This window comes from Pseudomonas sp. TZ252 (assembly GCF_056110345.1).
This window is the reverse complement of record NZ_CM148566.1, coordinates 2,227,501-2,253,233: the sequence shown is the minus strand read 5'-3', so window position 1 is coordinate 2,253,233 and position 25,733 is coordinate 2,227,501. Positions and strand designations below refer to the sequence as shown.

The 25,733-nt window shown below is 66.7% G+C and carries 22 protein-coding genes and 1 rRNA gene (1 of these 23 running past the window's edge); 17 read left to right on the top strand and 6 right to left on the bottom strand.

What is annotated here, in order from left to right; translation table 11 throughout:
• Position 1: 1 nt before the first annotated feature.
• Both ACYAF3_RS10365 and argE read left to right on the top strand, forming a co-directional pair.
• The gene (locus ACYAF3_RS10365; protein WP_003106037.1) at positions 2-676 is read left to right on the top strand and encodes a DUF1028 domain-containing protein; all 675 of its coding nucleotides are present in this window, start codon (positions 2-4) and stop codon (positions 674-676) included.
• Between the two features lie 56 nt (positions 677-732).
• A complete protein-coding gene (argE, locus tag ACYAF3_RS10360) occupies positions 733-1,887 on the top strand; it encodes an acetylornithine deacetylase (protein ID WP_003121330.1) in 1,155 nt (384 codons plus the stop codon).
• Here the strand turns inward: argE and cdhR are convergent.
• Positions 1,817-2,827, bottom strand: coding sequence for an HTH-type transcriptional regulator CdhR (gene cdhR, locus ACYAF3_RS10355; protein WP_003114442.1), 1,011 nt, complete (start codon positions 2,825-2,827; stop codon positions 1,817-1,819). The genes argE and cdhR overlap by 71 nt on opposite strands.
• Before the next feature lie 210 nt (positions 2,828-3,037).
• On the opposite strand from cdhR, the gene ACYAF3_RS10350 reads away from it, so the two are divergent.
• The 5 genes from ACYAF3_RS10350 to ACYAF3_RS10330 all read left to right on the top strand — a co-directional run bounded on the left by ACYAF3_RS10350 (position 3,038) and on the right by ACYAF3_RS10330 (position 7,481).
• Complete coding sequence (locus tag ACYAF3_RS10350) at positions 3,038-3,976, top strand: choline ABC transporter substrate-binding protein (protein WP_003096718.1); 939 nt, start codon at positions 3,038-3,040, stop codon at positions 3,974-3,976.
• Positions 3,977-4,048: 72 nt separating this feature from the next.
• The gene (gene cdhC, locus ACYAF3_RS10345) at positions 4,049-4,933 is read left to right on the top strand and encodes a 3-dehydrocarnitine:acetyl-CoA trimethylamine transferase CdhC (protein ID WP_003096716.1); all 885 of its coding nucleotides are present in this window, start codon (positions 4,049-4,051) and stop codon (positions 4,931-4,933) included.
• 51 nt (positions 4,934-4,984) lie between these two features.
• Complete coding sequence (locus tag ACYAF3_RS10340; protein ID WP_003096713.1) at positions 4,985-5,950, top strand: L-carnitine dehydrogenase; 966 nt, start codon at positions 4,985-4,987, stop codon at positions 5,948-5,950.
• A gap of 50 nt (positions 5,951-6,000) precedes the next feature.
• Positions 6,001-6,480: a thioesterase family protein gene (locus ACYAF3_RS10335; RefSeq protein WP_003117175.1), complete on the top strand. Its 480-nt coding sequence runs from the start codon at positions 6,001-6,003 to the stop codon at positions 6,478-6,480.
• A 5-nt stretch (positions 6,481-6,485) separates the two neighbouring features.
• Entirely contained in the window at positions 6,486-7,481 is a 996-nt protein-coding gene (locus tag ACYAF3_RS10330; RefSeq protein ID WP_023115667.1) for an acylcarnitine hydrolase, read from the top strand.
• Here the strand turns inward: ACYAF3_RS10330 and ACYAF3_RS10325 are convergent.
• A complete protein-coding gene (locus ACYAF3_RS10325; RefSeq protein ID WP_015649845.1) occupies positions 7,425-8,492 on the bottom strand; it encodes a YeiH family protein in 1,068 nt (355 codons plus the stop codon). The two genes, ACYAF3_RS10330 and ACYAF3_RS10325, sit on opposite strands and share 57 nt — an antisense overlap.
• 107 nt (positions 8,493-8,599) lie before the next feature.
• On the opposite strand from ACYAF3_RS10325, the gene ACYAF3_RS10320 reads away from it, so the two are divergent.
• Positions 8,600-9,493: a LysR family transcriptional regulator gene (locus ACYAF3_RS10320; protein WP_003096704.1), complete on the top strand. Its 894-nt coding sequence runs from the start codon at positions 8,600-8,602 to the stop codon at positions 9,491-9,493.
• A 268-nt stretch (positions 9,494-9,761) separates the two neighbouring features.
• Positions 9,762-10,010 carry a hypothetical protein gene (locus ACYAF3_RS10315; RefSeq protein ID WP_003096701.1) on the top strand — a complete coding sequence of 83 codons (249 nt, stop codon included), beginning with the start codon at positions 9,762-9,764 and terminating at the stop codon, positions 10,008-10,010.
• 46 nt (positions 10,011-10,056) lie between these two features.
• On the opposite strand, the gene gbdR is transcribed toward ACYAF3_RS10315, so the two are convergent.
• On the bottom strand, positions 10,057-11,160 hold the full coding sequence (gbdR, locus tag ACYAF3_RS10310; RefSeq protein ID WP_003096699.1) for a choline metabolism transcriptional regulator GbdR: 1,104 nt from the start codon (positions 11,158-11,160) through the stop codon (positions 10,057-10,059).
• A 419-nt stretch (positions 11,161-11,579) separates the two neighbouring features.
• Positions 11,580-12,956, bottom strand: coding sequence for an L-serine ammonia-lyase (locus ACYAF3_RS10305; RefSeq protein ID WP_003111339.1), 1,377 nt, complete (start codon positions 12,954-12,956; stop codon positions 11,580-11,582).
• Positions 12,957-13,419: 463 nt separating this feature from the next.
• Here ACYAF3_RS10305 and ACYAF3_RS10300 point away from each other — a divergent pair, with 463 nt between their 5' ends.
• Genes ACYAF3_RS10300 through choV form a run of 3 tightly spaced genes read left to right on the top strand, consistent with a single transcriptional unit; the run spans position 13,420 to position 16,421 of the window.
• The gene (locus tag ACYAF3_RS10300) at positions 13,420-14,358 is read left to right on the top strand and encodes a choline ABC transporter substrate-binding protein (RefSeq protein WP_003104841.1); all 939 of its coding nucleotides are present in this window, start codon (positions 13,420-13,422) and stop codon (positions 14,356-14,358) included.
• A 41-nt stretch (positions 14,359-14,399) separates the two neighbouring features.
• Positions 14,400-15,239 carry a choline ABC transporter permease subunit gene (gene choW / locus ACYAF3_RS10295; RefSeq protein WP_003096692.1) on the top strand — a complete coding sequence of 280 codons (840 nt, stop codon included), beginning with the start codon at positions 14,400-14,402 and terminating at the stop codon, positions 15,237-15,239.
• A 3-nt stretch (positions 15,240-15,242) separates the two neighbouring features.
• Positions 15,243-16,421, top strand: a complete 1,179-nt coding sequence (choV, locus tag ACYAF3_RS10290; protein WP_003096690.1) for a choline ABC transporter ATP-binding protein — start codon at positions 15,243-15,245, stop codon at positions 16,419-16,421.
• Positions 16,422-16,638: 217 nt separating this feature from the next.
• Here choV and ACYAF3_RS10285 read toward each other — a convergent pair whose 3' ends face one another.
• Positions 16,639-18,189 (bottom strand): BCCT family transporter, encoded by a 1,551-nt coding sequence (locus ACYAF3_RS10285; protein WP_003114437.1) that lies wholly within the window; start codon positions 18,187-18,189, stop codon positions 16,639-16,641.
• Positions 18,190-18,521: 332 nt separating this feature from the next.
• Here ACYAF3_RS10285 and betI point away from each other — a divergent pair, with 332 nt between their 5' ends.
• The 3 genes from betI to betA all read left to right on the top strand — a co-directional run bounded on the left by betI (position 18,522) and on the right by betA (position 22,469).
• On the top strand, positions 18,522-19,115 hold the full coding sequence (betI, locus tag ACYAF3_RS10280; RefSeq protein ID WP_003096684.1) for a transcriptional regulator BetI: 594 nt from the start codon (positions 18,522-18,524) through the stop codon (positions 19,113-19,115).
• Between the two features lie 60 nt (positions 19,116-19,175).
• Positions 19,176-20,648 carry a betaine-aldehyde dehydrogenase gene (betB, locus tag ACYAF3_RS10275; RefSeq protein WP_003114436.1) on the top strand — a complete coding sequence of 491 codons (1,473 nt, stop codon included), beginning with the start codon at positions 19,176-19,178 and terminating at the stop codon, positions 20,646-20,648.
• A gap of 135 nt (positions 20,649-20,783) precedes the next feature.
• Complete coding sequence (gene betA / locus ACYAF3_RS10270) at positions 20,784-22,469, top strand: choline dehydrogenase (protein WP_003104848.1); 1,686 nt, start codon at positions 20,784-20,786, stop codon at positions 22,467-22,469.
• 45 nt (positions 22,470-22,514) lie between these two features.
• On the opposite strand, the gene ACYAF3_RS10265 is transcribed toward betA, so the two are convergent.
• A complete protein-coding gene (locus tag ACYAF3_RS10265; RefSeq protein WP_003096677.1) occupies positions 22,515-22,919 on the bottom strand; it encodes an acyl-CoA thioesterase in 405 nt (134 codons plus the stop codon).
• A gap of 287 nt (positions 22,920-23,206) precedes the next feature.
• Here ACYAF3_RS10265 and ACYAF3_RS10260 point away from each other — a divergent pair, with 287 nt between their 5' ends.
• Together ACYAF3_RS10260 and ACYAF3_RS10255 are read left to right on the top strand one after the other, a co-directional pair.
• Positions 23,207-24,523 (top strand): MFS transporter, encoded by a 1,317-nt coding sequence (locus ACYAF3_RS10260; protein ID WP_003104851.1) that lies wholly within the window; start codon positions 23,207-23,209, stop codon positions 24,521-24,523.
• A 565-nt stretch (positions 24,524-25,088) separates the two neighbouring features.
• A 16S ribosomal RNA gene (locus tag ACYAF3_RS10255) occupies positions 25,089-25,733 on the top strand (it continues 891 nt past the right edge of the window).

Here is a 25,733-nt window from a genome sequence, read left to right as displayed (position 1 = left end):
CATGACCTTTTCCATCGTCGGCCGCTGCGCCGAAACCGGCCAGCTGGGCATCGCCATCAGCTCGTCGAGCATCGCCGTCGGCGCCCGTTGTCCCTGGCTGCGCGCCGGCACCGGCGCGGTGGCTACGCAGAACATCACCCTGCCGGCGCTCGGCCCGCAGATTCTCGACCGCCTCGACCAGGGCCTGGCCCCTGGCGAAGCGCTGGACCAGGCGCTGAGCAGCAACGGCTATGGCCAGTATCGCCAGGTCACGGTGATCGACCAGCACGGCCGCACCGCGTTGTTCACCGGCCGCGAGGCGCTCGGCGTCCACCATGCGCGGGCCGGCGAACAATGCGTGGCGGCCGGCAACCTGCTGGCCGCGCCGGAAGTGATCGAGGCGATGGTGGATGCCTTCGAGAACGCCGAAGGCCTGCTCGCCGAGCGCCTGCTGGCGGCGATGCGTGCCGCGCTGGCCGCTGGTGGCGAAGCCGGGCCGGTGCATTCGGCGGCGCTGTCGGTGGTCGGCGACCTGCTCTGGCCGGTGGTCGACCTGCGCGTCGACTGGGCCGAGCACGACCCCATCGGCCAGCTCGAGCGACTGTGGCTCGCCTACAAGCCGCAGATGCAGGACTATGTGACCCGCGCCCTCGACCCGACCCGTGCGCCGAGCTACGGCGTGCCCGGCGACGAGTGAGCGGGTCGTTCCCTTCCTCGACGGCGCAGCGCGAGACCTGCGCCCTGGAGCCCGACATGCCCGGCAGCCGCGACATCCTCGCCGACCTGGTGGCCTTCGACACCGTCAGCCGCGAGTCCAACCTGGCGCTGATCGACTACGTCCGCGACTACCTGGCGGGTTTCGGCGTCGACAGCGAACTGTTCTTCGACGCCGACGGCCGCAAGGCCAATCTCTATGCCACCATCGGCCCCAGCGACCGTGGCGGCGTCTGCCTTTCCGGGCATACCGACGTGGTGCCGGCGGACGGCCAGGCCTGGAGCGTGCCGCCGTTCCGGCTCAGCGAGCGCGATGGCCGCCTCTACGGGCGTGGCACGGCGGACATGAAGGGCTACCTGGCCTGCGTGCTGGCGGCCGTCCCGGCGTTCCTCGCCGCGCCGTTGCGCCTGCCGGTGCACCTGGCGTTCTCCTACGACGAGGAAGTCGGCTGCCTGGGCGTCCGTTCGCTGCTCGCGGCGCTGGAGCGGCGTCCGCACAAGCCGTTGCTGTGCATCATCGGCGAGCCCACCGAGCTGAAGCCGGTGCTCGGCCACAAGGGCAAGCTGGCCATGCGCTGCGAGGTGCACGGCGCGGCCTGCCATTCGGCCTACGCGCCGCAGGGGGTGAATGCCATCGAATACGCCGCGCGGCTGATCGGTCGCCTCGGCGAGATCGGCGCGCGCCTGGCGGCGCCGGAGCGCCACGACCGGCGTTTCGACCCGCCCTACTCGACGGTGCAGACCGGACTGATCCAGGGCGGCCGGGCGCTGAACATCGTGCCCGCCGAGTGCCGCTTCGACTTCGAGGTCCGCGCGCTGCCGGCGGACGACCCGCGGCAGGTCGCCGAGGAACTCCGCGACTATGCCGAAAGCGAACTGCTGCCGCGGATGCGCGCGGTGGAGCGAAGTACCGATATCCGCTTCACGCCGCTATCGGCCTATCCCGGCCTGCTCACCGCAGACGACAGCCAGGCGGCGGAGCTGATCGGCCTGCTCAGCGGTTCGACGGATTTCTCCACCGTGGCCTTCGGCACCGAGGGCGGGCTGTTCCACCAGGCCGGTATCCCGGCGGTGATCTGCGGTCCCGGCAGCATGGACCAGGGCCACAAGCCGGACGAGTTCGTCAGCCTCGCTCAGCTCGAGGCGTGCGATGCCCTGCTGGCGCGCCTGGCGGCGTGGCTGCGGGAGCCTTGAGCGGCAGCACCGCGCGATCCTGACTGGGACTGGCGGCGAAGCGCGCGCGGTAGCTGCGGGAGAAGTACGACGGCGACTCGAAGCCGCAGGCCAGGCTCACCTGTAGCACGCTGAGGTCGGTCTGGCGCAGCAACTGGCGGGCCTTGTCCAGGCGCAGGCCGAGGTAGAAGTTCGAGGGCGTGTCGTCCAGGTGCACGCGGAACAGCCGTTCCAGCTGGCGGCGGGTGACCTGGATGCGCTCGGCCAGCTCCAGGGTGGTCAGTGGCGGCTCGGTATGCCGCTCCATCTCGCCGATCACCTGCACCAGCTTGCGGTTGCTCACGCCATAGCGGGTCGCCACCTGCAGGCGCTGGTGGTCCTGGCGCGGGCGGATGCGGCCGAGCACGAACTGCTCGGAAACCTGCACCGCCAGTTGCGGACCGTGGGCCTGGGCGATCAGGTCGAGCATCAGGTCGATGGAGGCGGTGCCGCCGGCCGAGGTGATGCGCGGACCGTCGATCTCGAACAGCTCCTGGGTCACGCTCAGTTGCGGGTAGGACTCCTGGAAGGCGTCGATGGCTTCCCAGTGCAGGGTCGCGCGGCGCCCGTCGAGCAGACCGGCCTCGGCCAGCACCACGCTGCCGGTATCGATGCCACCGAGGGTCACGCCGTTGCGATCGAGCTTGCGCAGCCACTGCACCAGTGCCGGGGTGACCGCCCGCAGCGGCTCGAAACCGGCCACCACGAACAGCAGGTCGCCTTTCTTCAACGGCTCCAGCGCGCCGTCGCTGTTCACCGACATGCCATTGCTGGCCAGCACCGGACCGCCGTCGGCGCTGAGCACGTGCCAGCGGTAGAGGTCGGCGTGGAAGCGGTTGGCCACTCGCAGTGGCTCCACGGCGGAAACGAAGCCCATTACCGAGAAGCCGGGCAGCAGGAGAAACCAGAAGTCCTGGGACATGGGGCGCTCCGGGGTTGAGGTTGCGCAGCCTGTGTGTAGCGCAGGCCCGCCGCGCTTGGCAATGGCCAGGTCGCTGCAGTGCAAGAGCTGGTCGCCGCAGTGCGCTTCGCCGCCGTCCCGGCTGCGTACCTTGGTCGCCAGGGTCGGTCTCGCAAGGGGCCGGCGCCCACCTCGCAGAAAAACAATCAATAGCCGCACGAGGGGAGACCGATGAAGACGACGATTCGCCAGCTGGGCTGCGCCCTGCTGATCCTGGCCAGTGGCGCCGCCCTGGCCGCCGAACCCGAGCAGTGCCGCACGGTGCGCCTGGGCACGGTGAACTGGACCGACGTGGTCGCCAGCAGCGCCGTGGCCGAGGCCTTGCTCGACGGCCTGGGCTACCAGGTGAAGCAGACCAGCGCCTCGCAACAGATCGTCCTGGCCGGCCTGGCCGACAAGCAGCTGGACCTGTTCCTCGGCTACTGGCAACCGACCATGCAGCCGGTCGCCAGGCCTTACCTGGACAAAGGCCGGATCGAAGTGATCGAGCCGCCGACCCTGGCCGACGCGCAGTCCACCTATGCGGTGCCGAGCTACGTCGCCGAGGGCGGGCTGAAGACCTTCGCCGACATCGCCCGCTTCAAGGACAAGCTTGGCGGCCGCATCTACGCCATCGAGCCGGGCAGCGGCTCGAACCGCATCACCCGGAAGATGATCGACGACAACCGTTTCGGCCTGAAGGGCTTCCAGCTGGTGGAGTCCAGCGAGGCCGGGATGCTCACGGCGGTGAAGCGGGCGATCAAGCGCAAGCAGTGGGTGGTGTTCTTCGGCTGGAAGCCGCATCCGATGAACCTGCAGATCGACATGACCTACCTCACCGGCAGCGAGGATGTGTTCGGTCCCGACGAGGGCGCGGCCACCGTCTCCACCATGACAGCCGCCGGCTACCAGGCGCAGTGCGGCAACGTCGCCCGGCTGCTGCACAACCTGCGTTTCAGCAGCGCCCAGGTCAGCCAGGTGATGGCGCCGATCCTCGATCGCACCCAGCCCCTCGACGCCGCGCGCCAGTGGCTGAAGGCCAACCCCGAGCCGCTGAAGGCCTGGCTGGATGGCGTGAGCACCTTCGACGGCAAGGACGGCCTGGCCGCGCTCCAGGCCTCGCTGAAGTAACCCGCACCTATCCGTTCCGCCCGGCGCGGCCGGGCGGGGCTTTGTACACCCCGAATACAGGAAGCTACCACCGTGAACCATGAAGTCATCGTCACCTGCGCGGTGACCGGCGCCGGCGATACCGTCGGCCGGCATCCGGCGATCCCGGTCACCCCGAAACAGATTGCCGAGGCCGCCATCGAGGCGGCCAGGGCCGGCGCCACCGTCGCCCACTGCCACGTCCGCGACCCCGCCACCGGCAAGCCCAGTCGCGACGTGGCGCTGTACCGCGAAGTGGTCGAGCGTATCCGCGAAAGCGACACCGACGTGATCATCAACCTCACCGCCGGCATGGGCGGCGACCTGGAGATCGGCAAGGGCGAGCAGCCTCTGGAGTTCGGTGCTGGCACCGACCTGGTCGGCCCGCTGGAGCGGCTCAGGCATGTCGAGGAGCTGCTGCCGGAAATCTGCACCCTGGACTGCGGCACCCTCAATTTCGGCGACGGCGACTACATCTACGTCTCCACCCCTGCGCAGCTGCGCGCCGGCGCCCGGCGCATCACCGAGCTGGGGGTCAAGGCCGAGCTGGAAATCTTCGATACCGGCCACCTCTGGTTCGCCAAGCAGATGCTCAAGGAAGGGCTGCTGGAGGATCCGCTGTTCCAGATCTGCCTGGGCATTCCCTGGGGCGCGCCGGCCGATACCACGACCATGAAGGCGATGGCCGACAACCTGCCGCCGGGGGCGACCTGGGCCGGCTTCGGCATCGGCCGCACGCAGATGCCGATGGTCGCCCAGGCCATGTTGCTGGGCGGCAACGTGCGGGTCGGCCTGGAGGACAACATCTGGCTGGACAAGGGCGTGCCGGCGAGCAACGGCAGCCTGGTGGAGCGCGCCATCGAGATCATCGAGCGCCTCGGCGGGCGCGCCCTGAGCCCGGCGGAAGGGCGCCGCAGGATGAACCTGAAGCCGCGCTGATTTCTTCCTCCCCGCCCCGTCGGGGGCGGGAACAACCTTCTGGAGATGTCCATGTCCTTCGTCACCGAGATCAAGACCTTCGCCGCCCTCGGTAGCGGCGTCATCGGCAGCGGCTGGATCGCCCGCGCCCTGGCCCACGGCCTCGACGTCGTCGCCTGGGATCCGGCGCCGGGCGCCGAAGCGGCGTTGCGCGCGCGCGTCGCCAATGCCTGGCCGGCCTTGCGGAAACAGGGCCTGGCGCCCGGCGCGGCGCAGGAGCGTCTGCGCTTCGTCGCGAGCATCGAGGAATGCGTGGGCGACGCCGATTTCATCCAGGAGAGCGCCCCCGAGCGGCTCGACCTGAAGCTCGACCTGCACGCCAGGATCAGCGCCGCGGCGCGGCCCGACGTGCTGATCGGTTCCTCCACCTCGGGCCTGCTGCCCAGCGAGTTCTACGCCGAGGCGAGCCACCCCGAGCGCTGCCTGGTCGGCCACCCGTTCAACCCGGTCTACCTGCTGCCGCTGGTGGAGGTGGTCGGCGGCGAACGCACCGCTGCCGAGGCCGTGCGGGCGGCGATGCGGGTCTACGAATCGCTGGGCATGCGTCCGCTGCACGTACGCAAGGAAGTGCCCGGCTTCATCGCCGACCGCTTGCTCGAGGCGCTCTGGCGCGAGGCGCTGCACCTGGTCAACGACGGCGTGGCCACGACCGGCGAGATCGACGATGCGATCCGCTTCGGCGCCGGCCTGCGCTGGTCGTTCATGGGCACCTTCCTGACCTACACCCTGGCCGGTGGCAACGCCGGCATGCGCCACTTCATGGCGCAGTTCGGCCCGGCGCTGCAATTGCCCTGGACCTACCTGCCGGCGCCGGAACTCACCGAAGCCCTGATCGACCGGGTGGTGGAGGGCACCGCCGAGCAGCAGGGCGCGCGCAGCATCGCCGAGCTCGAGCGCTACCGCGACGACTGCCTGCTGGCGGTGCTCGGGGCGATCAGGGAAACCAAGGCCCGGCACGGCTTCGCCTTCGCCGAGTGACATGACGCGCCTTCCGCCCCGCCGGACGTAGCGCAACCACGGAGCCTGCCATGAGCCAAGTCCTGACGACCTACGAGACGCCGGTCCTGCCCGAGTGGGTGGACTACAACGGCCACTTGCGCGATGCGTTCTACCTGCTGGTGTTCAGCTACGCCACCGATGCGCTGATGGCGCATATCGGCCTGGACAGCCAGAACCGCGACGCCAGCGGACACTCGCTGTTCACCCTGGAATGCCACCTGAACTTCCTCCATGAGGTGAAGGAGGGCGCCAGGGTCGAGGTGCGTACGCAACTGCTCGGTCACGATCGCAAGCGCCTGCATATCCACCATGCCCTGTACCTGCCTGGCAGCGGGCAGGCGCTGGCGCTGAGCGAGCAGATGCTGCTCCACGTCAGCCTCGACGGCCCGCGCTCGGTACCGTTCGAAGGCGAGGTGCTGGCGCGGGTCGAGGCGCTCGCCGAGGCACATCGCGCGCTCCCCGTGCCGGAAGGTGTCGGTCGGGTGATCGGCCTGCCGCCGGTGCGCTGAGCGCGATGGCTGCGAAGTATCCGCTGTCTCCGGCGATGTGGCGCTTCGTCGAGCACAGCCGGGCGTTCGCCAGCGACAGTCCGCGCCTGGATGCGCAACGTGCGGCCTACGCGCGGATGTGCCAGGCGTTCGCGCCGCCGCGCCCGGCCGGTTTGCGGGTGCTCGACTCCTGCTTGCCGGCCGCGCCGCCGGTGCGCGTGCGCCGCTATCGCCCCGACCGCCCGGCACCGCCCGGTGGCTGGCCGGCGCTGCTCTACCTGCACGGTGGCGGCTGGATGCTCGGCGGCCTCGACTCACACGATTTCATCTGCGCCGACCTGGCGGCGCGCCTGGGCCTGCTGGTGCTGGCGGTGGATTACCGACTGGCGCCGGAGCATCCGTTCCCGGCGGCATTGCAGGATTGCCTGCGTGCCTGGCAGGCGCTGAGCCTGGGCGAGCTGGACGAAGCGCTGGATGGGCGACGCCTGCTGGTGGCCGGCGACAGCGCCGGCGGCAACCTGGCGGCGGCGCTGTGCCTGGCCCTGCGCGATGGCGGCGCGCCGTCGCCGGCCGCGCAGATATTGCTCTATCCCTTGCTGTCCGCCGCGCCATCGCCCTCGCGGATCGACTGCGTCGACGCGCCGTTGCTCGGCCTCGGCGATGTGCAGGCGTGCCTGGACGCCTACCTGCCACTGGCGGCGCTGCACCGACAGCCGCTGGCGCTGCCCCTGGAGGCCGCTGATTTCACTGGCCTGCCGCCGGCCTTCGTGGCGGTCGCCGAATTCGATCCGCTGCGCGACGACGGTGAGCGCTATGGCGCAGAGCTACGCGCGGCGGGTGGCGAGGCAGGGTTCTATCCGGGAAACGGGCTGGTCCATGGCTGCCTGCGTGGCCACGGCATCGACGAGGTGGAAGCCCTGCACGAAGCCTTGCGGCGGGCCGTGCAGGGCTTCCTGGCGGAGGACTCAGGCGAGCGCCAGGCGGGTGAGGAATCCACCGCCGAGCACCAGCCAGGCGAATAGCAGGGCGGCCAGCAGCAGCGGCTTGAGGCCGGCGCGGCGGATCGCCGAGAGGTGCGTGCCGAGGCCGAGGCCGGCCATCGCCATGGCCAGGAGGAAGGTGTCGAGGTCGTTGACGTGGCTGACCAGCGCCGGCGGCAGGCTGACCAGCGAGTTGAGTCCGGCGACCAGTACGAAGCCGACGGCGAACCAGGGAATGGTGATCTTGGTCGCGCCGCTGTGCTGCCGGCGGTGCGCCTTGTCGCGTGCCAGCCAGGCCGAGAGCAGGATCAGGAAGGGCGCCAACATCATTACCCGGACCATCTTGGCGATCACCGCGGTATCCGCTGCCTCGATGCCGATCGAGCGACCCGCGGCGACCACCTGGGCCACCTCGTGCACCGTGGCACCGATGTACACGCCCCAGGTGCCAGGGTCGCGCGGCAGCAGCCCCCAGTCCTGGTCGAGCTGGAACAGCGCCGGATAGAGGAAGATGCCCAGGGTGCCGAACACCACCACGGTGGAGACCGCCACCGCGACCTGTTCGGCACGGCCGCGCACCACCGGCTCGGTGGCCATCACCGCGGCGGCGCCGCAGATCGAACTGCCGGCGCCGATCAGCAGGGTGGTGGTGCGGTCCAGGCCGAACAGCCGGGTGCCGAGCAGGCACGCCAGGCCGAAGGTGCTGGCGAGCATCAGGGCGTCCAGCAGCACGCCGTGCAATCCGACCCCGGCGATGTCCTGGAAGGTCAGGCGCAGGCCGTAGAGGATGATCCCGGCGCGCAGCAGGATCTGCTTGGAGAAGCCGACGCCGGCGGCGCTGCCGGCGGCGATCCGAGGGTACAGGGTGTTGCCGACGACGATGCCGAGCACGATGGCCAGGGTCAGCGCGCTGATGCCGTTGTGCTGCAACCATTGCGAACGACCCAGGAGGATCGCCGCGCCGGCCAGGGCGGCGCTGAGCAGCAGGCCGGGGATGAGTTTCTGGACCTGGGCCAGGGGTCTGGTACCGGTCTTGACGGGGAGGGTGTGCATCCTTCGCTCCTCAGGTGAGGTCACGGGACGCAGGTTAGGTAGCGGGCATGAATTTGTGAAACGAATAGTTTCTGTATTAAATACCTGAAAAACAGGTAGGTGAGTCCATGGCCCTCAGTTTCCGTCAGCTCCAGATCTTCTGTGCGGTGGCTCGCTGCGGCAGTACCACGGCGGCGGCGGAATCCATCTCGCTGTCGCAGTCGGCCACCAGCGCCGCGCTCAACGAGCTGGAGTCGCAGCTTTCCACGCGCCTGTTCGACCGGGTCGGCAAGCGCCTGCAACTGAACGAGGTCGGCCGCCGCTTCCTGCCCCAGGCATTGCGCCTGCTCGACGGGGTGGCGCAACTGGAGCAGCAGTTCGCGGTTTCCGCCGCGCCCCAGGCGAGCCTGACGGTGGCGGCCAGCAGCACCATCGGCAACTACGTGCTGCCACGCCTGCTGGCCTCCTTCGAGCGGGAGCAGCCGGGGGTGAGGGTCAACGCCAGCATCGGCAACACCGGTTCGGCGGTGCAGGACGTGGTGACCTTCGCGGCGGACATCGGCCTCATCGAAGGCCCCTGCCACGAGCCGGGCCTGCGGGTGGAGCCCTGGCTCGAGGACAGCCTGATCGTGGTGGCGGCGCCCGGCCACCCGCTGGCCTTGCGCACCCAGGTCTCCCGCGAGGCCCTGCGCCGTGCGCGCTGGCTGCTGCGCGAGCCCGGCTCGGGCACGCGCGAGGAGGTCAGTCACGCCCTGCTGGGCCACCTGCATTACCTGGAAGACAGCCTGGACCTGGGCAGCTCCGAGGCGATCAAGCACAGCGTCGCCGCCGGGCTGGGCATCAGTTGCCTGTCGCGCTGGGTGGTCGAGGAACAGTTGGCCTCCGGCGCGCTGGTCGAGCTGCGCAGCAGCCTGCCGCCGTTGCGCCGGCGTTTCTACATGCTGCGCCAGCGCGACAAGTTCCTCTCGCCGGGCTTCGAGCGCTTCTGGGAACACTGTCGGGCGGGACTTGACGCCGGTTAGCCGGCTCCCGGCAAAAAGATCCCCCTGCCGCGCCCGACGCGCGGAGGGGGATGAAAAAGGAGCCAGGAACGGCCCTCAGTGTGAGTCTGGCGTTTTCCGGAAGCCGTCCGCTGCATTCCGCAAGCCGCTGGAGGCGATTGTGGCGGTGTCGCTGGCGGTCGAATTAGCCGAAAACGACCTGCCCATGTCCAGGCGGGACAGCCCCCTTGCCGGGAGCGACGTGGGCTCAGCAGAATCGATGGCAATCCCCATCGAAGGAGCTGCCGCGATGATGCACGCCGATCTGATCGACCAGGACGATTTCCGCGAACGCCTGCAGGCGCTGGGCTTCAGCGTGCCGCCGGACTCGACTCCGGAGCAGGCCTGCGAATACGCCGTGCGCGGCCTCAGCCCGGAGCGCGCCCAGGCGCTGCGGCGGCTGGTGGAGGACATGCTCGGCGGGCACGCCACGCTGCTCCCGGCGGTGCGCGAGGCGATTTCCCGGCAACTGCTGCCGGCGCTGGTGCCGCGGGGCTGACAAGGCCCTGCCCGCTCCCGTGGACGGGGCGGGCAGGGACGCGCCGTCAGATCCGCACGCTGGCGAAGGTCGACTCGCCCTGCGCCTGGCTCAGGGCCGACAGCGCCGAGGAGTTGGGCATCAACGCCAGGTCCTGCGGGATCGGCATCAGCACCACCGGCTGGCCCAGCGGCTGGCCCTGGCGCTCGTCGCGCGGCGGGATGCCGAAGTACTCGCGGTAGCACTTGGAGAAGTGCGGGGTGGAGACGAAGCCGCAGACCGAGGCCACCTCGATGATCGACATGGACGTCTGCTTGAGCAACTGGCGGGCGCGGATCAGGCGCAGCTTCAGGTAGTAGCGCGACGGCGAGCAGTGCAGGTACTTCTGGAACAGCCGCTCGAGCTGGCGACGCGAGACGTTGACGTAGACCGCCAGTTCGTCGAGGTCGATCGGTTCCTCCAGGTTGGCCTCCATCAGCGCGACGATCTCCTGCAACTTCGGCTGGTTGGTGCCGAGCATGTGCTTGAGCGGCACGCGCTGGTGGTCCTGCTCGTTGCGGATGCGCTCGTAGATGAACATCTCGGAGATCGCCGCCGACAGCTCGCGGCCATGCTCGCGGCCGATCAGGTGCAGCATCATGTCCATCGGCGCGGTGCCGCCGGAAGAGGTGAAGCGGTTGCGGTCGATGGAGAACAGGCGGGTGCTCATGGCCACCCGGGGGAAGGCTTCCTGCATCGCCGCCAGGCATTCCCAGTGCACGCTGCAATCGTAGCCGTCGAGCAGGCCGGCGCGGGCCAGCGCCCAACTGCCGGTGCACACCGCGCCGAGGCGCCGACCCTGGCGGGCCTGGGCCTGGAGGAACGTGACGTGCTCGCGGGTGACGCTGCGCTGGATGCCGACGCCGCCGCAGACGATCACGCAATCCACCGCCGGGGCGTTGTCGGTACCGGCGTCGGGGGTGATCTGCAGGCCGTCGCTGGCCCAGACCTGGCGGCCGTCCAGGCTCAGCGTATGCCAGCGGTAGAGTTCGCGTCCCGAGAGCTGGTTGGCCATGCGCAACGGTTCCACCGCCGAGGCCAGGGAGATCAGGGTGAAGTTATCCAGCAGCAGGAAGCCGATGGACTGCGGATTTCGGTTCTGTGGCGGAACTCCGGGCGCGTACGTGGTCATGGGTGTATCTCCTCACGCTGAGCAAGCAGGCCTCTCACGAGGCTTTTTTTATGATTGTTGGAATTTCCGGGTGGCTGCTTGGGCCACGCCGTCGGCGTTGCTTGTAACCAGAGCAAGGCAAATGCCATGCCTATATTGATTGGGCGTTCAATCAAAAAAGCCGGAAGGCTTTAGCCCGGCATTTCCACTCGGGCCTGGCACAACGACAGCATGGGCGACGGCTGGCGGCGCGCCGCGCGCCTGGGCATTTCGGTAGCACCAGGGCGGCCCCCGGCGAGAAGGCGGGGCAGCGGCCGTGGCGACAAAGGTAACGACGGGCGGCGAGCCGTTACCCCGCAGTGTGACGGATGGCGACCGCCCGGTCACGCGTCATATGCGCCAAAAAGTGGCGTCTCGATCGTTTCGTGAGCAATTCCGGTTCAGCACTCGATGGCGTTCACCGCCAGGCCCCCGCGCGAGGTTTCCTTGTACTTGTCGTGCATGTCGGCGCCGGTGTCGCGCATGGTGCGGATCACCTTGTCCAGCGAGATGAAATGCTGGCCGTCGCCGCGCAAGGCCATTTGCGCCGCGTTGATGGCCTTCACCGCGGCGATCGCGTTGCGCTCGATACAGGGCACCTGGACCAGCCCGCCGACCGGGTCGCAGGTCAGCCCGAGGTTGTGCTCCAGGCCGATCTCGGCGGCGTTCTCGACCTGCGCCGGGGTGGCGCCGAGGACTTCCGCCAGTCCGGCGGCGGCCATCGCGCAGGCCGAGCCGACCTCGCCCTGGCAGCCGACCTCGGCGCCGGAGATCGAGGCGTTCTTCTTGCACAGGATGCCCACCGCGGCGGCGGCCAGCAGGTAGTCGACGACGTCGCGGTCCTGGGCGTCGGGATTGAACTTCATATAGTAGTGCAGCACCGCCGGGATGATCCCCGCCGCGCCGTTGGTGGGCGCGGTGACCATGCGCCCGCCGGCGGCGTTCTCCTCGTTCACCGCCAGGGCGAACAGGTTGACCCATTCCATGGCGCTGAGGGTCGAGCCGATCACGTTGGGCTTGCCGATCTCCTGCAGGTTGCGGTGCAGGCGCGCGGCGCGGCGTTGCACGTTGAGCCCGCCGGGAAGGATGCCTTCGTTGCGCAACCCGTTGTCGACGCAATCGCGCATCGCCTGCCAGATGCGCCGCAGGCCTTCGCGGATGTCGGTCTCGCTGCGCCAGATGCGTTCGTTGGCCAGCATCAGCTCGGATACCCGCAGGTTGTGGCGCTTGCACAGCAGCAACAGTTCCTCGGCGCTGGAGAAGTCGTAGGGCAGCACCGTGTGGTCCTGGTCGAGCTGCCCCGAGGCGGCCTGTGCCGCATCGACCACGAAGCCGCCGCCCACCGAGTAGTAGGTCTCCTGGTGCAGTTCGCCTTGCTCGCCGTAGGCGACCAGGGTCATGGCGTTGGGGTGGTAGGGAAGGTTCTCGTCGAGCAGGCGCATGTCGCGCACCCAGTCGAACGGTACCGCCACGCGGCCGTCCAGTTGCAGCAGGCCGCTATCGAGCAGCGCGGCCATGCGCGGGGCGATCTGGGTCGGGTCGATACGATCCGGCCATTCGCCCATCAGGCCCATGATCACCGCGCGATCGGTGCCGTGGCCGACGCCGGTGGCGGACAGCGAGCCGTACAGGCGCACTTCGAGACGCCGCACCGCCGACAGCGCCTGGCGTTGGCGCAGGGCAGCGGTGAACAGCGCGGCGGCGCGCATGGGGCCGACGGTATGCGAACTGGACGGGCCGATACCGATCTTGAAAAGGTCGAACACACTGATAGCCATGCCGGCCTCCGGGATTGCCGCGGCATCCGTGCCTGCGTAGTGGGGGTGGCGGCTCCTCCGCCCGCGATTCCTGCGCATCATCGGGCTTTCCCCGGGGCGGGCCGCATCCGCCACCGACCCGGCCATGTCCAAAAGCGCCGCGTCCGCGCCCGGATCGGGGAACCTCTGCGGCCGGGGGGCGTCTGCACCTGCACGGCGTCGGAATGAGAACGGGCTCGCGCCGCTCCGAAAACGGCATCCGCTGGTCGCCGGCAAAGACCACTATGATTGAATGCGACACAGCGGGTACTGAATGCGACCCCGCCTGCACTGGTTGCGACCCACCCTGTAGGCGACGGATGCGTCCTGTTTCATGATCGTTCACGAATTGCCCGCTGAGGGCCGCTACCGGTCGGCCCGATACAGACAGACCGCCGCGCCCTTCGGGGTAGCGCCGGCGCCTTACCCTGCAGAGGAGTTCGCTATGAAAGGTTGCAAGTCTTGGCTGCTGGCCGTGTCTCTGTGCGCACCGCTGGCAGCCCAGGCCGCGGAGCCCGAATCCTGTGCGTCGGTGCGTTTCGCCGACGTCGGCTGGACCGACATCACAGTGACCACCGCGGTCACCCGCCAGGTCCTCGAGTCCCTCGGCTACAAGACCAAGGTCAATCTGCTCTCGGTGCCGGTGACCTACCGCTCCCTGGCCAACAACGACCTCGACGTATTCCTGGGCAACTGGATGCCCACCATGACCAACGACATCAAGCAGTACGCCGAGAAAGGCACGGTCGAGACGCTGCGCGCCAACCTGGAGGGCGCCAAGTACACCCTGGCGGTTCCCCAGTACGTCTACGACGGCGGCCTGCGCAGCTTCGCCGATATCGCGAAGTTCTCCGACAAGCTGGGCAACAAGATCTACGGCATCGAGCCGGGCAACGACGGCAACCGCGTCGCCCAGAGCATGATCGACAAGAACGCCTTCGAACTGGGCAAGTTCAAGTTGGTGGAATCCAGCGAGGCGGGCATGCTCTCGCAGGTGCAGCGGGCCATCCGGCGCAACCAGTGGGTGGTGTTCCTCGGCTGGGAGCCGCACCCCATGAATACCCGCTTCCAGATGAAGTACCTGGAAGGCGGCGACGACTTCTTCGGCCCCAACTATGGCGGCGCGACCATCTACACCAACGTGCGCAAGGGCTACGCCCAGGAGTGCGCCAACGTCGGCCAACTGCTGAAGAACCTCAGCTTCACCCTCGAGATGGAGAACAAGCTGATGGACGCGGTACTCAACGAAAACAAGAAACCCGAGGAAGCCGCTAAGGCCTGGTTGAAGGATCACCCGGAACAGCTGGATGCCTGGCTGGCCGGTGTCACCACGCGCGACGGGCAGCCTGCCGCAGCCGCGGCCAAGCTGGCGTTCGCCAAGTAGGCGACCGGTCGTTCATTTCCCGCTCTTGATGGACCCTGATTATGTTCCTGACTGATCACAAGCTCCCGCTGGGAGAGCAGATCGCCGGTTTCGTCGACTGGCTGACCCTGCATGGCGCATCGTTCTTCGACAAGATCTCCGACACCCTGGAGTTCCTCATCCATGGCGTCACCAACGGCTTGCTCTGGTTCAACCCGCTGGTGCTGATCGCCTTGCTGGTAGGGCTGGTGCATTTCATCCAGCGCAGCTGGGGGCTGACCGTGTTCGCCCTGGCCTCGTTGCTGCTGATCCTCAACCTGGGCTACTGGCAGGAGACCATGGAAACCCTCGCCCAGGTGATATTCGCCACCCTGGTGTGCATCGCCGTGGGCGTGCCGCTGGGCATCGTCGCCGCGCACAAGCCGTGGTTCTACACCGCGCTGCGGCCGCTGCTGGACCTGATGCAGACGGTGCCGACCTTCGTCTACCTGATCCCGACCCTGACCCTGTTCGGCCTCGGCGTGGTGCCGGGCCTGATCTCCACGGTGATCTTCGCCGTCGCCGCGCCGATCCGCCTGACCTGCCTGGGTATCCAGGACGTTCCGGCGGAGCTGCTCGACGCCGGCAAGGCCTTCGGCTGCTCGCGCTGGCAACTGCTGACGCGCATCGAGCTGCCGCACGCGATGCCGAGCATCGCCGCCGGCATCACCCAATGCATCATGCTCTCCCTGTCGATGGTGGTGATCGCCGCGCTGGTCGGCGCCGATGGCCTCGGCAAGCCGGTGGTGAACGCGCTGAACACCGCCGACATCTCCCTCGGCTTCGAAGCCGGCCTGGCCATCGTCCTGCTCGCCATCCTGCTCGACCGGGTGTGCAAGCAGCGCGCCGTGAAGGGGAAATAAGCCATGACCGCGATCCGATTCGACCATGTGGACGTCATCTTCGGCACCCACACCAAGGAAGCCCTGAAGCTCCTCGACCAGGGCCTCGGCCGCGCCGAGATCCTCAAGCGCACCGGCCAGGTGCTCGGCGTCGAGGACGCCTGCCTGGACGTCAACCGCGGCGAGATCTGCGTGCTGATGGGACTTTCCGGCTCCGGCAAGTCGAGCCTGCTGCGCTGCATCAACGGCCTGAACAAGGTCAGCCGCGGCAAGCTGCTGATCGAGCACGAAGGTTCGCAGGTGGACATCGCCAACTGCTCGCCGGCGACTCTCAAGGCCATGCGCACCAAGCGCATCGCCATGGTGTTCCAGAAGTTCGCCCTGATGCCCTGGCTGACGGTGGCCGAGAACGTCGGCTTCGGCCTGGAGATGCAGGGCCGTCCGGCCGCCGAGCGGAAGAAGCTGATCGACGAGAAGCTCGAGCTGGTCGGTCTCTCGCAGTGGCGCGACAAGCGTCCCGACTCGCTCTCCGGCGGCATGCAGCAGCGCGTCGGCTTGGCTCGCGCGCTGGCGATGGATGGCGACATCCTGCTGATGGACGAACCGTTCTCCGCCCTCGACCCGCTGATCCGCCAGCAATTGCAGGACGAACTGCTGGTGCTGCAACGGCAACTGCACAAGACCATCGTGTTCGTCAGCCACGACCTCGACGAGGCGCTGAAGATCGGCACCCGCATCGCGATCATGAAGGACGGCCGGATCATCCAGCACGGCAAGCCGGAAGAGATCGTGCTGAGCCCGGCGGACGACTACGTGCGTACCTTCGTCGCCCATACCAACCCGCTCAACGTGCTGTGCGGCCAGAGCCTGATGCGTGGCCTCGACCAGTGCATCCGGCAGAACGACGAGATCTGCTTCGACCAGGGCCGCGACTGCTGGATCGGTCTCAGCGAAGGAGACGTGCTCAAGGGCGCGCGCCAGGGCAGCAACGTCATCGACCTGCAACGCTGGCGCCAGGGCGACCCGGTGGAGAAGCTGCGCCGCGAACCGACCCTGGTGGATGTCAGCATCCGTATGCGCGATGCCCTGCAGATTCGCTACCAGACCGGCCACAAGCTGGTCCTTCAGGAGCAGGACAGGGTGGTCGGGGTGCTCGGCGACAGCGAGCTGTATCACGCGTTGCTGGGCAAGAACCTCGGCTGATCCCCCTCGGCCCGCTCGGGGCCGCTGCGAATGCCCGGCGCTGCCGGGCATTCGCGTTTACCCTCCGCGCTTTTTCCGCCTGCTCTTCCTGTCCCACACTCCTGCGCGTCGGTTCCTGCGGCATGCGCCGGGCGCCGGGTGGCAGAAAAGAAAGGCCCGGCGAAACGCCGGGCCAAGTACGCACCTGATTGGCGAGGGCGCCCTAGCGGCGCCGGGTTCAGGTCTGGGGCTGGGTTGGCGCCGGCACCGGCTGGTAGGTGCGGCGGTCGCCGACCTGGGCCTCGTAGTCGGCGCGCATGGCCTTGTGCAGGCCGAACATGAACAGGATCAGCACCGCCGAGAACGGCAGCCCGGCGAGCACCACGACGGTTTGCATCGCCGTGAAGTTGCCGGCGAACAGCAGGCCGATGGTGACTAGCGTGACGACGGCCGACCAGAGGATACGCAGCCAGTTCGGCGCGTCCTCGTCCAGCTCGCCGCCGCTGCGCGAGAGATTGGCCAGCATCACCGAGCCGGAATCCGCCGGGGTGAGGAACAGCACGAAGCCGACGAAGATCGACAGGCCGATGACGATCTTCGACAGCGGATAGTGTTCCAGCAGCAGGTAGATCGACATCGACGGCTGTTCCAGCGCGGCCTTGCCCAGGTCGGTCGCGCCGTGGTTCATCACCAGGTCCAGGGCGCTGTTGCCGAATACCGACAGCCAGGCCAGGGTGAAGCCCAGCGGGATCAGCAGCACCCCGCAGACCAGTTCGCGCACGCTGCGACCGCGGGAGATGCGGGCGATGAACATACCGACGAAGGGCGCCCAGGAAATCCACCAGGCCCAGTAGAACAGGGTCCACAGGCCCAGCCATTCCTCGCTCTTGCCGGCGCCGGCACCGGTGTAGACGTAGAGGTCGAAGGTCTTCAGCACCAGGCCGTCGAGATAGTCGCCGAGGTTCTGTACGAAGCCGTTGAGCAGTTCCAGGGTCGAACCGCAGACCAGCACGAACAGCAGCAGCGAGCTGAACAGCACGATATTCAGGTTGGACAGCCGGCGGATGCCTTTCTCGACACCGGAGACCGCCGCCAGGGTGGCGACCAGGCTCATCGCCAGGATCACCGCCAGCAGGGTGCCTTTGCTGTGCGGCATGCCGGTCAGGTACTCGAGACCGGACGACACCTGCAAGGCGCCGATGCCCAGGTTGGTCACCAGCCCGAGAAGGGTGACGAAGATGCCGAAGCAATCCACCGCGTGGCCCGCGGCGCCTTTCACCCAGCGCTCGCCGAGGATCGGATAGAGCGCCGAGCGCAACGCCAGCGGCTGGCGATGGCGGTAGGCGAAATAACCGACGGCGAGGCCGACCAGGGCATAGATCGCCCAACCGTGCAGGCCCCAGTGGAGGAAGGTCAGTTGCAGCGCCTGGCGCGCCGCCTGAGGGCTGCCGGGAACGCCTTCGGGTGGATGGTAGAGGTGGTCGATCGGCTCGGATGCGGCGAAGTAGAGCAGCGAGATGCCGATCCCGGAGGAGAACAGCATGCCGGCCCAGGCGCCGTAGCTGAAGTCCGGCTTTTCATGCTCCTCGCCGAGCTTGAGGGTGCCGAAGCGCGAGAAGGCCACCCAGGCGACGAAGAACAGGTAGGCGCCGATGGCCAGCATGTAGTACCAGCCGAAGCTGTGCGACAGCCACTCCTGGATGCGGCCGAGCAAGGCTCCGGCGCTGTCGGGATAGAGGATGAGGGCGGCGGTCAGAACCAGGATCAGTGCGGTCGAGCCGAAGAACACGATCGGATTCAGACGTACCTGCTCGTTTGTTTTTATTGGCGAAGCAGTACTCATTGGAGGATGACCCCATGGCAGTGAAAGCATGGCGGCTTATGGCCGCGGACTACAGACACAGCATTGCCACCCCACTTGAAGCCCGGATTCTGCGATCCTTGGCGGACTTCGGCGACGAGGTGATGAACGGCGCGGGCCAGGTTGCACGCAGGCTGGGAGCCGCTCATGGACGCCGAGCTTATTCTTAGTTGATTGAACGTTCAATAAAAACAAAATAGACTGGCCACCAATGACGTCGGTCGGTGCCCGCACGCACCCATCGACGAGAGGAGATAGCAATGCCCAAGGTCGGTATGCAGCCCATCCGCCGCTCGCAACTGATTCACGCCACCCTGGAGGCGGTTGATCAGGTCGGCATGGGAGACGCCAGCATCGCCCTGATAGCCCGCCTGGCGGGTGTTTCCAACGGCATCATCAGCCACTACTTCCAGGACAAGAACGGCTTGCTGGAAGCGACCATGCGGCACCTGCTCAGCGCCTTGAGCAAGGCCGTACGCGAACGCCGCGCGGCGCTCTACGACGACAGTCCGAGGGCGCACCTGCGAGCCATCGTCGAAGGCAACTTCGACGACAGCCAGGTCAATGGTCCGGCGATGAAGACCTGGCTGGCGTTCTGGGCGACCAGCATGCACCAGCCGGCACTGCGTCGATTGCAGCGGGTCAACGACCATCGCCTGTATTCGAACCTGTGCTACCAGTTCCGCCGCCAGCTCTCGGCGGACGACGCCCGCGCCGCGGCACGCGGCCTGGCGGCCCTGATCGACGGCCTGTGGTTGCGTGGCGCGCTGACCGGCGACGCCTTCGATACCGACGAGGCCCTGAACATCGCTTACGACTACCTCGACCAGCAGTTGGCAAAACAGTCGGGGTAGGGACGAAAACCCCCGCGGCGCCGCCTTGCGCCTGCGATACCGATAAGAGAGGACTGCAACATGGCCCGATTCGAAGAACAGAAGCTCTACATTGGCGGTCGCTACGTGGAGGCCAGCAGTGGCGCCACCTTCGAGACCATCAACCCGGCCAACGGCGAAGTGCTCGCCAAGGTCCAGCGGGCTTCCAGGGAAGACGTCGAGCGGGCCGTGCAGAGCGCCGTCGAGGGGCAGAAGGTGTGGGCGGCGATGACCGCCATGCAGCGCTCGCGCATTCTCCGTCGCGCCGTCGACATCCTCCGCGAGCGCAACGACGAACTGGCCGCCCTGGAAACCCTGGATACCGGCAAGCCGCTGGCGGAAACCCGCTCGGTGGACATCGTCACCGGCGCCGACGTGCTCGAGTACTACGCCGGCCTGGTCCCGGCCATCGAAGGCGAGCAGATTCCCCTGCGCGAAACCAGTTTCGTCTACACCCGCCGCGAGCCGCTGGGCGTGGTCGCCGGCATTGGCGCCTGGAACTACCCGGTGCAGATCGCCCTGTGGAAATCCGCCCCGGCCCTCGCTGCCGGCAACGCGATGATCTTCAAGCCCAGCGAAGTCACCCCGCTGACGGCCCTCAAGCTGGCCGAGATCTACACCGAGGCCGGCGTGCCGGACGGCGTGTTCAACGTGCTCACCGGCAGCGGACGCGAAGTCGGCCAGTGGCTGACCGAGCACCCGCTGATCGAGAAGATCTCCTTCACCGGTGGCACCTCCACCGGCAAGAAAGTCATGGCCAGCGCTTCCAGCTCGTCGCTGAAGGAAGTGACCATGGAGCTGGGCGGCAAGTCCCCGCTGATCATCTTCCCCGACGCAGACCTCGACCGCGCCGCCGACATCGCCGTCATGGCCAACTTCTTCAGCTCCGGCCAGGTCTGCACCAACGGCACCCGGGTGTTCATCCACCGTTCCCAGCAGGCTCGCTTCGAAGCCAAGGTACTGGAGCGCGTGCAGCGCATCCGTCTCGGCGACCCGCAGGACGAGAACACCAACTTCGGCCCGCTGGTCAGCTTCCCGCACATGGAAAGCGTGCTCGGCTACATCGAGTCCGGCAAGGCGCAGAAGGCTCGCCTGCTGTGCGGCGGCGAGCGTGTGACCGATGGAGCGTTCGGCAAAGGCGCCTACGTCGCGCCGACCGTGTTCACCGATTGCCGCGACGACATGACCATCGTCCGCGAGGAAATCTTCGGCCCGGTGATGAGCATCCTGGTCTATGACGACGAAGACGAGGCGATCCGCCGCGCCAACGATACCGAGTACGGCCTCGCCGCCGGCGTCGTGACCCAGGACCTGGCCCGCGCCCACCGCGCCATCCATCGCCTGGAAGCCGGCATCTGCTGGATCAATACCTGGGGCGAGTCGCCGGCGGAAATGCCGGTCGGCGGTTACAAGCAATCCGGTGTCGGTCGCGAGAACGGTCTCACCACCCTGGCTCATTACACTCGCATCAAGTCCGTGCAAGTGGAGCTGGGCGACTACGCCTCGGTGTTCTGAGCCTCGACGCAGCGCTCGAACCCCTAACCAGGCCGGTCCCAGGCAACGCTCCCTGACACCGGCCATTCCGAACTTCCAGACACCGGCGCGCCAGCGTCGCGGCCGGTGTCATGCCGAGAAAAGAGGAAGGCCTGCATGTCCCAGGAATTCGACTACATCATCATCGGAGCCGGCTCTGCCGGTAACGTACTCGCTACCCGCCTCACCGAAGATGCCGACGTCAGCGTCCTGCTGCTCGAAGCCGGCGGTCCCGACTACCGCTTCGACTTCCGCACCCAGATGCCGGCGGCCCTTGCCTTCCCGCTGCAGGGGCGGCGCTACAACTGGGCCTACGAGACCGACCCCGAGCCCTACATGAACAACCGCCGCATGGAGTGCGGTCGCGGCAAGGGCCTGGGCGGCTCCTCGCTGATCAACGGCATGTGCTACATCCGCGGCAACGCCCTGGACTTCGACGGCTGGGCCAAGGAGCCGGGCCTCGAGGACTGGAGCTACCTCGACTGCCTGCCGTACTTCCGCAAGGCGGAAACCCGGGACATCGGTCCCAACGACTACCATGGCGGCGACGGCCCGGTCAGCGTGACCACGCCGAAGGCCGGCAACAACCCACTGTTCCATGCGATGGTCGAGGCCGGCGTGCAGGCCGGCTACCCGCGAACCGATGACCTCAACGGCTACCAGCAGGAAGGTTTCGGCCCCATGGACCGGACCGTCACCCCGGAGGGCCGTCGCGCCGCCACCGGGCGCGGCTACTTGGACCAGGCCCGCGGCCGGCCCAACCTGACCATCGTCACCCACGCCCTGAGCGACCGCATCCTGTTCAGCGGCAAGCGCGCCATCGGCGTCTCCTACCTGGTGGGCAACGGCGACAACCCGGTCACCGCCCACGCCCGCCGCGAAGTATTGGTGTGTAGCGGCGCGATCGCCTCGCCGCAATTGCTGCAACGCTCCGGCGTCGGCCCGGCGGCCCTGCTGCGCGACCTGGACATCCCGGTGGTGCATGACCTGCCGGGCGTCGGCGCCAACCTGCAGGATCACCTGGAACTCTACCTGCAGTACGCCTGCAAGCAGCCGGTGTCGATCTACCCGGCGACCAAATGGTGGAACCAGCCTGCCATCGGTGCCCAGTGGCTGTTCCTCGGCAAGGGCCTCGGCGCCAGCAACCAGTTCGAGGCTGGCGGCTTCATCCGAACCCGCGAAGCGTTCGAATGGCCGAACATCCAGTTCCATTTCCTCCCGGTGGCGATCAACTACAACGGCAGCAAGGGCGTGCAGGAGCACGGCTTCCAGGCGCACATGGGCTCGATGCGCTCGCCGAGCCGCGGGCGCATCCACCTGAAGTCCAGGGACCCGCGCCAGCATCCGAGCATCCTGTTCAACTACATGTCCCACGAGCAGGACTGGCAGGAGTTCCGCGACGGCATCCGGCTGACCCGCGAGATCATGAACCAGCCGGCGCTGGACCCCTATCGGGGCCGCGAGTTGAGCCCTGGGGTGAGCGTGCAGTCGGACGCCGAACTCGACGAGTTCATCCGCAACCATGCTGAGACCGCTTTCCACCCATCCTGCTCGTGCAAGATGGGCAGCGACGACATGGCGGTGGTCGATGGCCAGGGACGGGTCCATGGCATGGAAGGACTGCGAGTGGTGGATGCGTCGATCATGCCGCTGATCATCACCGGCAACCTCAATGCCACCACCATCATGATGGCCGAGAAGATCGCCGACAGGATCCGCGGTCGCCAGCCGCTGCCGCGCAGCACGGCGAAGTACTACGTGGCCGGGGATGCGCCGGTACGCGGCAACCCCGTGCGGGCCTGAGGAACGCGCAAACAAGAACGCCGGCGATAGCCGGCGTTCCTGCGTCTAGCCCCGGCGTGGCGGGACCGGGCGGGTGCGCCCGCTGCCATCGATGGCGACGAACACGAACACCGCCTCGGTGACTTTGCGCCATTCGCTGGACAGCGGGTCGTCGCTCCACACCTCGACCAGCATGCGGATCGAGCTGCGGCCGACTTCCAGGGTCTGGGTATAGAAGGAAAGCTGGGCACCTACCGCGACCGGCACCATGAAGGCCATGCGGTCGATGGCGACGGTGGCGATACGGCCGCCGGCGATCTTGCTGGCCATGGCGGTTCCCGCCAGGTCCATCTGGGATACCAGCCAACCGCCGTAGATATCGCCGAAACCGTTGGTTTCGCGCGGCAGCGCGGTAATCTGCAAGGCCAGGTCTCCCTGGGGAATGGGGTCTTCTTGTTCAAGCTCGATCATAGGTAAGGGCCTCGTGCCCCCCGGATTTCTTGTTCAAGCGCGGTTTAGGGGAAAACTCTCCCAAAACGCCTGCCGGTGCAAGGTCTTGGGACAGCTTTCAGAGGCGCCCGGGCATTATATAGAGGAGTAGGGCAGCCGACGACCGCCCGGTTCTCTCTTCGACCGACTGTGTGGACATTCGTCGATTTGCTATGGTTTCGCTCCTGCGTCCCCGGGTCGCAGGTCGACACGCCTGCCGGTCGAACCCCGCTCATGCTTGCTGAACGAATAAAGAGAACAATCCCGACATGCCATCCGCGAATGCTCCCGAGGCGCCGGCCCAGCGTCCATTGACCCGCAGCGACTACAAGACCCTGTCCCTCTCCGCCCTGGGTGGAGCGCTGGAGTTCTACGACTTCATCATCTTCGTGTTCTTCGCCACCGTGGTCGGCAAGCTGTTCTTCCCGGCGGACATGCCGGAATGGCTGCGTCAGCTGCAAACCTTCGGCCTGTTCGCCGCCGGCTACCTGGCGCGGCCGCTGGGCGGCGTGATCATGGCCCACTTCGGCGACCTGCTCGGGCGCAAGCGCATGTTCACCCTGAGCATCTTCATGATGGCGGTGCCGACCCTGATCATGGGCCTGCTTCCGACCTACGCGCAGATCGGCATCTGGGCGCCCCTGGCGCTGCTCCTGCTGAGGGTGATCCAGGGCGCCGCGATTGGCGGGGAGGTGCCGGGGGCTTGGGTCTTCGTCGCCGAGCATGTACCGGCACGGCATGTCGGTTATGCCTGCGGGACGCTGACTTCCGGCCTGACGGCGGGCATCCTGCTGGGCTCGCTGGTGGCTACTGCGATCAATAGCTTCTATAGCGCGACAGAGGTGCAGGACTACGCCTGGCGGATTCCCTTCCTGCTCGGCGGGGTGTTCGGCCTGTTCTCGGTCTACCTGCGCCGCTGGCTGCACGAGACGCCGGTATTCGCCGAGCTGCAGCAGCGCAAGGCGCTGGCAGAGGAAGTGCCGTTGAAAGCGGTGGTCCGCGATCATCGTGGCGCCGTCCTGGTGTCGATGCTGCTGACCTGGGTGCTGTCGGCCGCGATCGTGGTGGTCATCCTGATGACCCCTACCGTGCTGCAGAGCGTATACGGCTTCGATGCCGCCACGGCGCTCAAGGCCAACAGCCTGGCGATCGTCTGCCTGACCCTTGGCTGCATCGTCGCCGGGCGCATGGCGGATCGTTACGGCGCAGGGCTGACTTTCGTTGCCGGTAGCGTGCTGCTGGCGCTGGTGTCCTGGAGCTTCTACGGCAACCTCAAGGCCCACCCGGACTGGCTCTTTCCTTTATATGCACTGACCGGCTTCTTCGTCGGCATCGTCGGCGCCGTTCCCTACGTGATGGTCAATGCGTTCCCACCGGTTGTGCGTTTCTCCGGCCTGTCCTTTTCCTACAACCTGGCCTACGCCATCTTCGGTGGGCTGACGCCGATGGCGGTGGCCCTGCTGCTCAAGCAGAGCCCGATGGGGCCGGCTTACTACGTGGTCACTCTGTGCCTGGTCGGCTTCCTCGTCGGGCTCTACCTGCTGGCGCAGAAAAAGCCGGCTGGCGAGGCGGTTTCGGTGGGCTGAAAGCGCTTCCGGCGGTTATTTGAATTATTTTTGAAATAATCGTTGACGCCAGTTTCTATCTCCCTATAATGCGCACCACTCCCGGCGATGACGAAGAGTAAATGCTTGAAAATCAAGGATTTATGGATTCTCTCCCAGGGGTGGTGAAGCGCTCCGGCAGGTTGTTCGCCGCAGCGGTTCGGTCCCGAAAGGGGTTCGAAATGAAGCTTCATCGAGGTGCTTGACAGCGAATTTGAACGCTGTAGAATGCGCCTCCCGCTGATCGGAAGATAGTTTGAAGGTCGGCGCAAGCGGTTGAGTAGAAAAGAAAATTTTCGAAAATAACGCTTGACGGAACGAGAGGTTGCTGTAGAATGCGCGGCCTCGGTTGAGACGAAAGCCTTGACCAACTGCTCTTTAACAAGTCGAATCAAGCAATTCGTGTGGGTGCTTGTGATGTAAGACTGGTGATCGCAAGATTATCAGCAACGCAAGTAACACTCGTGAATTCGAGAGTTTTATCTCTTTTTAAGAGAATGCGATTGCTGAGCCAAGTTTAGGGTTTTCTCAAAACCCAAGCAGTATTGAACTGAAGAGTTTGATCATGGCTCAGATTGAACGCTGGCGGCAGGCCTAACACATGCAAGTCGAGCGGATGAAGGGAGCTTGCTCCTGGATTCAGCGGCGGACGGGTGAGTAATGCCTAGGAATCTGCCTGGTAGTGGGGGATAACGTCCGGAAACGGGCGCTAATACCGCATACGTCCTGAGGGAGAAAGTGGGGGATCTTCGGACCTCACGCTATCAGATGAGCCTAGGTCGGATTAGCTAGTTGGTGGGGTAAAGGCCTACCAAGGCGACGATCCGTAACTGGTCTGAGAGGATGATCAGTCACACTGGAACTGAGACACGGTCCAGACTCCTACGGGAGGCAGCAGTGGGGAATATTGGACAATGGGCGAAAGCCTGATCCAGCCATGCCGCGTGTGTGAAGAAGGTCTTCGGATTGTAAAGCACTTTAAGTTGGGAGGAAGGGCAGTAAGTTAATACCTTGCTGTTTTGACGTTACCAACAGAATAAGCACCGGCTAACTTCGTGCCAGCAGCCGCGGTAATACGAAGGGTGCAAGCGTTAATCGGAATTACTGGGCGTAAAGCGCGCGTAGGTGGTTCAGCAAGTTGGATGTGAAATCCCCGGGCTCAACCTGGGAACTGCATCCAAAACTACTGAGC